The sequence below is a fragment of the Pseudomonas sp. Pseusp11 genome, from assembly GCF_047304405.1.
In the GTDB taxonomy this organism is placed as follows: domain Bacteria; phylum Pseudomonadota; class Gammaproteobacteria; order Pseudomonadales; family Pseudomonadaceae; genus Aquipseudomonas.
This window is the reverse complement of record NZ_JBGLZF010000032.1, coordinates 54,927-64,270: the sequence shown is the minus strand read 5'-3', so window position 1 is coordinate 64,270 and position 9,344 is coordinate 54,927. Positions and strand designations below refer to the sequence as shown.

General features: G+C 57.5%; 8 protein-coding genes. 2 read left to right on the top strand and 6 right to left on the bottom strand.

What is annotated here, in order from left to right; genetic code table 11:
- Positions 1-18: 18 nt before the first annotated feature.
- A complete protein-coding gene (locus ACCC96_RS22705) occupies positions 19-1,878 on the bottom strand; it encodes an ABC transporter ATP-binding protein (protein WP_413696966.1) in 1,860 nt (619 codons plus the stop codon).
- A gap of 372 nt (positions 1,879-2,250) precedes the next feature.
- Between ACCC96_RS22705 and gfa the strand changes: the two genes are divergently transcribed.
- Both gfa and ACCC96_RS22695 read left to right on the top strand, forming a co-directional pair.
- Positions 2,251-2,829 (top strand): S-(hydroxymethyl)glutathione synthase, encoded by a 579-nt coding sequence (gene gfa, locus ACCC96_RS22700; RefSeq protein WP_413696965.1) that lies wholly within the window; start codon positions 2,251-2,253, stop codon positions 2,827-2,829.
- Positions 2,830-3,065: 236 nt separating this feature from the next.
- On the top strand, positions 3,066-3,932 hold the full coding sequence (locus tag ACCC96_RS22695) for a patatin-like phospholipase family protein (RefSeq protein ID WP_413696964.1): 867 nt from the start codon (positions 3,066-3,068) through the stop codon (positions 3,930-3,932).
- A 76-nt stretch (positions 3,933-4,008) separates the two neighbouring features.
- On the opposite strand, the gene ACCC96_RS22690 is transcribed toward ACCC96_RS22695, so the two are convergent.
- From ACCC96_RS22690 to ACCC96_RS22670, 5 genes are all read right to left on the bottom strand, one after another.
- A complete protein-coding gene (locus ACCC96_RS22690) occupies positions 4,009-5,427 on the bottom strand; it encodes an aldehyde dehydrogenase family protein (protein ID WP_413696963.1) in 1,419 nt (472 codons plus the stop codon).
- Positions 5,428-5,439: 12 nt separating this feature from the next.
- On the bottom strand, positions 5,440-6,480 hold the full coding sequence (locus ACCC96_RS22685; RefSeq protein ID WP_413696962.1) for a homoserine dehydrogenase: 1,041 nt from the start codon (positions 6,478-6,480) through the stop codon (positions 5,440-5,442).
- Positions 6,481-6,595: 115 nt separating this feature from the next.
- Complete coding sequence (locus ACCC96_RS22680) at positions 6,596-7,033, bottom strand: Lrp/AsnC family transcriptional regulator (protein ID WP_018925939.1); 438 nt, start codon at positions 7,031-7,033, stop codon at positions 6,596-6,598.
- On the bottom strand, positions 7,030-8,418 hold the full coding sequence (gene thrC / locus ACCC96_RS22675) for a threonine synthase (protein ID WP_413696961.1): 1,389 nt from the start codon (positions 8,416-8,418) through the stop codon (positions 7,030-7,032). The genes ACCC96_RS22680 and thrC overlap by 4 nt, the downstream gene beginning before the upstream one ends.
- Before the next feature lie 18 nt (positions 8,419-8,436).
- Positions 8,437-9,327, bottom strand: coding sequence for a LysR substrate-binding domain-containing protein (locus tag ACCC96_RS22670; protein ID WP_413696960.1), 891 nt, complete (start codon positions 9,325-9,327; stop codon positions 8,437-8,439).
- Positions 9,328-9,344: the final 17 nt, after the last annotated feature.

Sequence of the window (9,344 nt, the reverse complement as noted above, 5' to 3'; positions counted from 1 at the left end):
GCTGCGCCCTCTTCACGCTCACACCTGATCCATAGCCTCGACCACGCCCTGATCCTCACCCAGAAACCCGCCGCTTTGATGCTGCCACAGTCGCGCATAGATGCCGTTCTTCCCGAGCAATTCGGTGTGGGTGCCCTGTTCGATGATGCGTCCGTTGTCCATGACGATGAGCCGGTCCATGGCCGCAATGGTGGACAGTCGATGGGCGATGGCGATCACAGTTTTGCCCTGCATCATTTCATCGAGGCTTTCCTGTATGGCCACTTCGACTTCCGAGTCCAGCGCGCTGGTGGCCTCGTCAAGAAGCAGGATCGGGGCATTCTTGAGCATCACCCGGGCAATCGCGACGCGTTGGCGCTGGCCGCCCGACAGCTTGATGCCGCGCTCACCCACAAGGGTGTCGTAACCGGTATGGCCTTGCCGGTCGCTCAGTTGACTGATGAACTCATCGGCCTGGGCATTGGCCGCGGCGCTGCGGATTTGCGCGTCGGTTGCATCGGGGCGGCCGTAGGCGATGTTGTCGCGAATGGAACGGTGCAGCAGGGAGGTATCCTGCGTGACCATGCCAATGGCGCCGCGCAGGCTGTCTTGCGTCACTTGTGCGATGTTTTGGCCATCGATGCGAATCTCCCCGCTGTCGACGTCATAAAAGCGCAGCAGCAAGTTGATAAGCGTGGATTTGCCAGCGCCAGAGCGGCCCACCAGGCCGATTTTTTCGCCCGGACGGATGTGCAGGCTCAGGCCATCGAGCACCTGGCGTTCGCCACTGTAGTTGAAGCTCACCTTATCGAAGGTGACCGCCCCACCGGAGGTCACCAGGACGCCAGCGTCCGGCGCATCCTGCACCTTTGGGCCGCGGGTAAGGGTTGCCATGCCATCCTGCACGGTGCCTATGCTCTCGAACAGCGAGGTCATTTGCCACATGATCCAGTGCGACATGCCATTGATACGCAACGCCATGGCGGTGATGGCCGCCACGGCACCTGCGCCGACCTCACCCTGGTGCCATAGCCACAGGGCATAACCCCCTGCTGCCATGATCAATGCCACCACCAATGCCTGATTGACGATCTCGAACTGGCTGACCAGGCGCATCTGGCGAAAGCCGGTTTGTTTGAAATCCTCCATCGCTGCACGCGCGAAATGCGCTTCACGATTGGAGTGGGAGAACAGCTTTACCGTAGTGATGTTCGTGTAGGCATCCGAGATACGCCCGGTCATCATCGACCGCGCATTGGCCTGTTCCTGCCCGACTTTCCCCAAGCGGGGCACGAAGTACCACATGGCCAGCCCGAACAACACGACCCAGGCAACGAAAGGCAGCATCAGTTTCAGGGCGAAGCCGCCGGCCAGTGCGATGATCGCGATGAAATACACCCCGATCCCGGGGGCGATCTCGATCAGGGTGAATAGCATGTCGCGCACCGCTAGCGCAGTCTGCATCACCTTGGTAGTGACCCGGCCGGAAAACTCATCAGAAAAAAACGAAAGGCTTTGCCGCAGCATCAGGCGATGGAAGTCCCAGCGCAGTCGCAACGGCAAGTTAATCGCCAATATCTGGTGCTGCACCATAGTGCGCAACGCGACTAGCCCGACGCTGGTCACCATGACGATGCCCATGCCCCACAACACGCGACTTTCCTGCGCAGCCGCTTCACCGCCTGCCTGCCAGGTCGAGAGCAGGTCCACGACCTGCCCGAGGAAGGAAAACAGCCAGGCTTCGTAAATCGACACACCGGCACTGAGCAGCGCAAACGCAAGGATGTAACCGCGGGCTCCCCGCGTACAGGCCCACAGGAAGCGAGCCAGGCCGTCGGGTGGCGGTGGTACCTCGTCAGGAGGAAAGGGGTCGAGCCTTCGTTCAAACGCACGAAGCATGGTGTTCTCCAAAAACGATCAAGTTGAGGAGATTCTGCCATTGAATGGTTGCTTTGAGGGTGTTGCGAAGTTTGAGGTATGGCGCTTAGGCAGGTCGCCCTGAGGATTGGGTTGCCGGGGCACACTCGCCCGAGCGCTGGCCCTGGCCGCGCTCGATGCGTCATCACAGACTATTCTTGATCTGGGTAACTGACCGGTCGCACCGAAGGAGGTCACTCGTTTATGCACTGTGTCCTTTTCGAAATCCGCCGCGGTTCGATCTGATGCATGAAGACAAATCGATCCGCGCCGTCATCGAGTTCCGATGAATTACCGGGTCTGGGGCGCGGCCCCAGGCACTTTTGTCCGACACCCTGAAACGGAGACGCCAGCATGAGCACCTTGCAACTTCACCCTGCACTGGACAATGGTATCCAGCCCGCCGCCGCGAATTTTACAGGTGGCACCCTGCAATGCCTGTGTGCGACCGACAAGGTCGAGGTCAAGATCGACGCACAAACTTTGTATAACCACGCGTGCGGCTGCAGCAAATGCTGGAAACCCAAAAACGCGACATTCGCCGTTATCGCCGTGGTGCCTCGAGATAAGGTCAGCGTCATTGCCCACGGCGAAAAACTGGCGATTGTCGACGAATCCGCCACCATCCAACGCCACGCCTGCAAGCAGTGTCACGCCCATCTCTTTGGGCGCATCGAGAACAAGGACCATGCGTTTTATGGCCTGGACTTCGTCCACACCGAGCTTTCGCCACAGAGCGGATGGGCAGCGCCGGGATTTGCGGCGTTCGTGTCCTCCATCATCGAAACCGGCACACCTCCAGCGCAAATGAAGGCTATCCGCGAGCGCTTGCGCTCGATCGGCCTGGAACCCTATGACTGCCTGTCCCCGGAGTTGATGGACGCCATGGCGACTCATGTCGCCAGACAGAAAGGCCTGCTCCCCGCCGCCTGATTGATCGGTCGCCGCGGTTTCTTTTCCGGACCGCGGTTGGATCTCGTGAGCAAGGCCGCTATGTGTTTTTGCACATCGGGCGGCCTGAACGACACTTCCACACTTCGGTGGGATGTTTCCTAATAGCAGTCACCAAGTGAAGCTTGCCACGTCTCGATCATGTGGCGAGCACCCGGAAGCAACACCAACCCGCCAGCTACACTCATTCGATACATTTGCGCATCGAGACTTCAACCATGGCGACCAAAACCGCAATCGTATTCGCTGGCGGCGGCAGCTTGGGTGCGGTGCAGGTGGGGATGTTGCGGGCCTTGGTCGAGGCCAATGTTAGATTCGACTTGGTGGTTGGCGCTTCGGTAGGCGCTATCAACGGTGCCTACTTTGCCGCAAGGCCCGATTCCGATGGCGTCGAGGCGCTCGCCGGATTCTGGCGCGGGCTGAGTAAAACGGACATCTTTCCCCTCTCCTGGCTCGACACCTGTAGAGGACTGCTCAAACGGCGTGGTTTTCTGTTGCAGCCGGCGGCCTTGCACCGATTGCTGGGTAAGGCACTGCCCATTCATCGCATTGAGGATGCGGCGCTGCCCCTGCACATCGTCACCACCGACCTGCTCAGTGGCGCCGAGACGGTTTTGTCCAGTGGTGAACTTGAGCAGGCTTTACTGGCCAGCGCTGCCATCCCACTGGTGTTCCCCTGCGTACAAATCGCCGATCGGTTCCTGGTTGACGGCGGCGTGGCAAGCAATACACCTATTTCGACTGCCGTAGCCTTGGGAGCCACCAACGTCGTGGTCATCCCCACCGGGGTGAGTTGCGCCCTGACACAACCGCCCCGAGGCCTGGTCGCCTTGGCCTTGCACACCGTCAATCTGATGAGCATGCGCCAACTGGTGAGCGACATCGAACACTTCCGCACGCTCACCAGCCTGCACATCGTCCCGCCCTTGTGCCCTGTAGATGTCTCGGTGTTCAACTTTGACCAGACCGAATCTTTGTTGCAGCGTGCCTATGAGCAGACCCTCTGGTGGCTGGAGCATGGGGGGCTCGAACGCACCAAGGTACCGGGCGCCCTGACCATCCATTCGCATGCCCATGAGCATTGAGAAAAAACATCGGGTGTCACTGGACGAGCAACTTCACCCGATGTAACGGTCGACGGTAATTAGCTACCTTGATGGCTCAACCCATTTCATTGATGCAGACCACTTTGGGCTGCGTCATGTCCTCATAGGCAAACCGGACACCTTCTCGCCCCAGACTTCCGTACTTGAAGCCACCGAAAGGCATGGCATCAAAACGATAATCGGAAGAGTCATTGATCATCACTCCACCGGCTTGAATTTGCCGCGCCAATTTCAAGGCCTTGGAAAGATCACGTGTGAAGAGTCCCGCATGCAAGCTGTACTCCGGAGCATTGGCCAGAGCAACAGCATCATCCAGGTGGTCAAAAGGCTCCAGGATGACAACCGGCGCGAAGACTTCCTGCTGCCAGATCCGACTGTTATGGCTTACACGCTCCAGCACGGTCGGCGCATAGCTTCCCACTTCGCGATGGTGCCCACACAGAAGAACGGCCCCCTCGGTCAGTGCTTCATTCACCAATTGCTCGGTACGACGGGCCGCCTGTTCCGTAATCATCGGGCCTACATCCGTTGTTCGCTGGTCAGGATCACCCACTACCAAGGCACGCGTTTGGCTGACAAAACGCTCACGGAAGTCCTCATAAATTGAACGATGTACAAGGATGCGTTGAGTGCCGATGCAATTCTGCCCTGCTGCCCAAAAGGCGCCAGACACGCAGGACTCAACAGTCGGTTCGATATCGCAATCTTCAAGCACGAGAACCGGGGCATTTCCTCCCAGATCCATCGCTAGCTTCTTCAACCCTGCACTACGAGCAATGGCCTCACCTGTGGCAAAACCGCCCGTAAAGGAAATCATCCGAACTTCACGAACCTCCACCAATGCTTTACCCAGATCGACGCCACCGGTCGCCAGGGTTACCACAGACGGAGGCAGACCCGCTTCCACCAGGCACTCAACCAGCTTGAGAGCAGACAACGGTGCGAGCTCTGAGGGCTTCAGGATCACAGCATTACCACCGGCGATGGCGGGGCCAAGTTTATGGGCGACCAGGTTCAGCGGATCGTTGTAGGGAGTGATCGCGACGATAAGCCCCAACGGTTCCCGAGTGAACCAGCCCTGGCGCGATTCGGAGCCTTCATATGCCTCAAATGGAATCACTTCCCCGGCGTTACGACGAGCCTCTTCCGCCGATAGCTTCAGCGTGTTCACACAACGTTTCACTTCCTTCTCTGCTTGTCGCAGCGTCTTCCCCGCCTCTGCAACAATGAGTTTGGCAAACGCTTCAGTCTCAAGCTCTACACGTCGGGCCGCCTCCTCAAGAATGCGCGCACGCAGGTGACGAGGCATTGCCGCGCTCTCACGCACGCCAATTCGCGCACGCTCCAGCAAGCCAGGAACAGCGGTTGCATCGAGGCAAGGGACGCTTCCCACCAGGCGACCATCGAATGGACTGAACACATCAATCTGTTTGACTTCAACAAGCTGGATACTGGCCATGCTGGATACGCTCATGACTATCTCCTGTTATTTGCCGTGGGCGGTGTGGATGGCGACGATGTCCGACAGCAATGCGAAGGCCGTCTCGATACGCCCTGCCCCAGGCCCGGACACTGTGACAGCTCCCAGCAATTCGGTATTGAATGACACGGCATTCGTAGCACCGCTGATTCCGGCAAGAGGATGTGAGTTCGATAGTAACCGAGCTTCCACACTCGCTCGAACCGAGCCATCTGCTGCACGATCGGCTGAGCCAATCAGTTTCCAGCTCGCGCCATTGGCACTTGCCTGGGCAATATCTTGCGCGCTGATATTGCTGATACCCGAGCACGCTACATCGCTGACATTCAGTCGTGCATCGAGCAGTTCGTTGGCCAGGATCACCACCTTGAGGCGTACGTCAAACCCTTCCACATCGGCGGTTGGATCTGCCTCGGCGTAGCCGAGTTGTTGCGCTTGTACGACGGCATCGTTGAATGCCAGGCCGTCTTTCATCCGGGTGAGCACGTAGTTGGAAGTGCCGTTCAGGATGCCTTCGAAGCCTTGCACGTTGGCACCCGCCAGAGCCTGCCTGGCCAGACGAATCACGGGGGTGCCACTCATCACCGCTCCCTCGTATTCGAAGGCGACCTGGTTGCGACGGGCCAACGCCTTGAGCTCGGCACCGTGCAGCGCGATAGGCCCCTTATTGGTGGTCACTACATGAGTGCCGCTTTCCAAGGCCCAGCGGCAAAAGGTAGTTGCAGGCTCGCCATCCACCGGATTGGTAAAAGTGGCCTCAGCGATGATGTCTGCACCGGAATGCTTGATCACGGTTTCGTTGAAGGCCTCGGCATTGCCGCCGGGCAGTTGAGCGAGTGCGCCTTTCTCAACCGGCAGCGCAACCAACAGCTTTGCATCCAGACCGTCCTTGGCAACGATGGAGCCGAGGAACAGATCGGTGACACCGACAATTTTGATAGTGAAGCCCAGGGCCTCTTTCCATTCGGCATTACGATCGGCGACCAATTGGGCGAAGCCACGGTTCACGCCACCAAACCCTACCAAGGCAATTTTGTACTCAGTCATAACCGCTGTTCCTATATTGATGTTGTTCGATAGGAACAGCTTAAGAGCCGGGCTTTGGCAGTTGAATATGGCAGAGTGCTGTATTAATTGGGCGTTTTGCCCAAGCACGATGTTGTCAAAACACCGCAGAAAGGACGAACGATGTCACGGTGTTTTCCACCCCTGGCATGGCCGCGATTTCCTTCCACACGAGATGGACACGTTCAGGTGTGGCAGCATTCACACGCAGCATTAAATCGAACTCACCACTGAGTACTTCACATTGCACCACTTCGGGAATGGAGCGCAGCGCAGTCAGGACTTCTTCGCCACGCATGCGGTCGTAGCGGTAGACAAAGATCACCGCGCTGATAAGTGACGTAGGCCGCCGCGACTCACCGAGCAGTACCGTATAGCCCTGGATCGCACCGTCGCGCTCAAGGCGCTCGATGCGTTGGCGCACTGCATTGCGTGACAAGTTGATCTTGGCGCCCAGTTCGATATGGGCTATTCGCGCATTGGCGGTAAGTTCGGCCAGTATGCGTTCGTCCAACGGATCCAGAATGCGCTTCATGCAGACCTCTGCTGCGCCAGACGAAGAGCCTGGCACAGACCGTCCAGATCGCCCTTGGCCAGGTACGGTGGTTGCGCGCGCACCTCGACAGTGCTCGGAACGCTTGCTTGCCAGACGCCCAGTTCGGCCAACAGCGCCGCTGACTTGGCCGGCGCAATTTGCCCGAAGGTAACCATCGGCGCGCCCAGGCTGCGTCGATGAAGCCTGCCGGCCAGTACACCGACAGCGGTGTGAGGATCGATGGCCGAGCCTGTCTCTCGGAACAGTTCGACTACTTCATCACGCACCTGGGATTCGTGTACGGCATAGGAATCGAAGAGTACTCGAGCACGTAGCCATTGCTGGTTGCCGATGCTCATTTCTCCGCAACTTTCAAAATGCTCCATCAGTGCTTTTGTTGAGCAGCCATCGTGTTCGTAAACCTCCCAGATAAACCGCTCCAGGTTGGAAAACAACGAGAAGTCCATCGCCGGCGACACGGTTCGATTAGTCATCCGGGTGGAGTAGCGATTGCAATGAAAAAACTGGTGCAGGGCATCATTGCTGTTGGTGGAAATGATCACCTGATTGATCGGTAATCCCATTTTCTGCGCAATGTAACCAGCGTAGATTTCGGCCGAGCTGGCAGCTGGAACGCTAAAGCCAACGGGACGCGAGCCACCGCCCAGTTGCAAGGCCGCATGGAAGTAAAAAACGATCTGGGCCAGGACGCCGATCCAATTGGTCGAGTTGAAACAGACCGGCAACACTCCGTCCAACGGCCACTCACGCAAGAGTCGGGAGACCAGCGTCTGGCAATCATCGAAATTACCGTCAACCGGAAACAGCTGAACCCGCTGCGGGTCGGCTGCCTGCAAAGCACTGAGTTGCTCAGGCGCAAGCCCGTCGCGCGGATACAGTATCGCCATGCGGGCGGCCGGACAGTTAGCAAAGGCTTCAAGCGCCGCGACGCCGGTATCACCGTTAGTTGCACCGACTACCAACGCTTCTTTACCGACCTCTTCCAGAAAATGCTCAACCAGGCGCGACTGCAATTGCGCGGCGAAATCCTTGGAAGAACCGGTCGGGCCATGAAACAGCTGGAGTATCCACTCGTTATGCCCGATCTGCTCAAGCGGCGTAATAGCGCGGTGTTTGAATTGTTGATAGCTGTCACTGAGCAAGGCACGCAGGGTGCTTTCGTCTATGGAGGAGCCAACAAAAGGCGAAATCACTCGCCAAACCAACTCATCAAACGGCAGCCACGACCAGCTGGCAATTTGTTTCTCGGTGAAGACAGGCAAACTGGCTGGGACATAGAGACCACCATTTTCGGCGAGCCCAGACAGAACCACACTGCGAAAATCAGCACGCATGTCGCCGCCGCGAGTGCTTACATAATCCATGGCAACTCCAAATCAGTTTTACAAAAGGCGATGGGCTTGAGCCACCAGCCAGGTAGAAAAATGTGCGGCATCAGGCGAGAGCACTTCGCTCTGTTCGTGCACCAGATAAAAGGATTCGCTTGCCTCGATTCGGTGATTGAATGGCGCAACCAATTGCCCGTTCTTAAGCAAATCCTCGACCACGGAAGACCGTGCCAGCGCAACGCCCTGCCCCAATTCGGCCATGCGGATCGTGGAAATCAGCGTGTCAAACTGAAGGCCACGGGAGTAGTCGACGTCGTCTGCACCAACTCGTTTTAACCAGTAGCCCCAACCTTCTTCGTACCCCAACACATGAAGCAGAGAATGGTTCATCAAGTCGCGAGGCTCATGTATGGGTGAACTGGCCATGAGCTTTGGAGAGCAAACAGGCTGAAGGATGTCCCAAGTCAATCGCTGAGCGTGCAAGCCCGACCACTCACCGCATCCCCAGCGAATCTCCAGGTCATCCTCGCCGTCCGGTTCTTTCACCCAAATATTGCTGATGTATCGAATATCAATCTGGGGATACTCCCGACAAAAATCTGCGAGTCGGGGGGCCAACCAATAGTGAAGAAAGGAAAGGCTGCCACGCACCTTCAAATGTCTTCGATTGCGCTGGCCGAAAATCTCGTTTGTGCCGACTGCAAGGCGACTGATCGCGTCTTGTACGACAGGCAGATACGACTGCCCTTCCTCGGTCAAGCCAAGTCCTCGAGGTAAGCGCTTGAACAGCGCCACACCGAGGTGACTTTCTAACTGACGGATCTGCTGACTCACAGCCCCTTGAGTCAAATGGAGTTCTTGCGCCGCGTGGGTAAAGTTTAAACAACGCGCCGATACTTCGAATGCCCTCAACCAGTTCAAGGGTGGTAGTGACTTTTGACTCATCGGCGCAACCTCATCAG

Coding starts and splice junctions, on each gene's coding strand:
- ACCC96_RS22680 (WP_018925939.1), bottom strand. CDS start 7,033: ATGAAGCGCATTCTGGATCCGTTGGACGAACGCATACTGGCCGAACTT.
- thrC (WP_413696961.1), bottom strand. CDS start 8,418: ATGGATTATGTAAGCACTCGCGGCGGCGACATGCGTGCTGATTTTCGC.
- ACCC96_RS22670 (WP_413696960.1), bottom strand. CDS start 9,327: ATGAGTCAAAAGTCACTACCACCCTTGAACTGGTTGAGGGCATTCGAA.
- ACCC96_RS22685 (WP_413696962.1), bottom strand. CDS start 6,480: ATGACTGAGTACAAAATTGCCTTGGTAGGGTTTGGTGGCGTGAACCGT.
- ACCC96_RS22690 (WP_413696963.1), bottom strand. CDS start 5,427: ATGAGCGTATCCAGCATGGCCAGTATCCAGCTTGTTGAAGTCAAACAG.
- ACCC96_RS22705 (WP_413696966.1), bottom strand. CDS start 1,878: ATGCTTCGTGCGTTTGAACGAAGGCTCGACCCCTTTCCTCCTGACGAG.
- gfa (WP_413696965.1), top strand. CDS start 2,251: ATGAGCACCTTGCAACTTCACCCTGCACTGGACAATGGTATCCAGCCC.
- ACCC96_RS22695 (WP_413696964.1), top strand. CDS start 3,066: ATGGCGACCAAAACCGCAATCGTATTCGCTGGCGGCGGCAGCTTGGGT.